Source organism: Alcanivorax sp. 24 (genome assembly GCF_004360225.1).
Classification (GTDB): Bacteria; Pseudomonadota; Gammaproteobacteria; order Pseudomonadales; family Alcanivoracaceae; genus Alloalcanivorax; species Alloalcanivorax xiamenensis.
Genome location: NZ_SNUA01000048.1, coordinates 1 through 717 on the forward strand (window position 1 = coordinate 1; position 717 = coordinate 717).

Sequence of the window (717 nt, forward strand, 5' to 3'; positions counted from 1 at the left end):
GGGCCTTACGCGGGTAAAGGCGCCAGCGAACACACCCTGTTCCGTTCGTTGCTGCCTGGCTTCAATGCCGGCGATATCCTCCTGGGGGACGGTCTGTATGGTAGTTATGTGATTCTGGCGGACTGTCTGGCCCGCGGTGTGGATGTCGTGTTCGCGCAAAATGGCGCTCGCAAACTGACAACAGATTTCCGTAAGGGAAAGCGCCTGGGCCACAAGGACCATCTGATCCGGATTAGTAAGCCTGGCCAGCGTCCGGACTGGATGAGTCTGGCGCACTATCAGGCACTGCCCGACGATATCGTCTTGCGTGAAGTGGCGCTGGGTGGAAAAGTACTGATTACTACCTTGTACGATCCGGCACGGGCACCGCGCCAGGCGCTGAAAGCGTTATACCGCAGCCGCTGGCATGTTGAGCTGGATATCCGGCACATCAAGACCACACTGGGGATGGAGGCCTTGAGCTGTAAAACACCGGAGATGGCGGAAAAGGAACTGTGGGTGTACCTTCTGGCCTACAATCTGGTGCGGCTTCTGATGGTGCCGTCCGCCGTGTTGGCGAAGGTATTGCCTCGCACGCTGAGCTTCAAACACGCGCTGCAATGCTGGCAGGCTTGGTACCAACAACGGCTCGCTTGCCATACCAGTGACGATTTAACGGAACTCTTTCGTCTGATCGGCCAGCAGCGTGTGGGGAATCGACCAGGACGTATTGAACCC

The 717-nt window shown here is 57.7% G+C and carries 1 protein-coding gene; it reads left to right on the plus strand.

All coding sequences use genetic code 11. The features are described 5' to 3' along the window. A partial coding sequence (locus tag E0L37_RS21225) for a transposase (RefSeq protein ID WP_133493625.1) occupies window positions 1–717 on the plus strand: 717 nt, incomplete at both ends.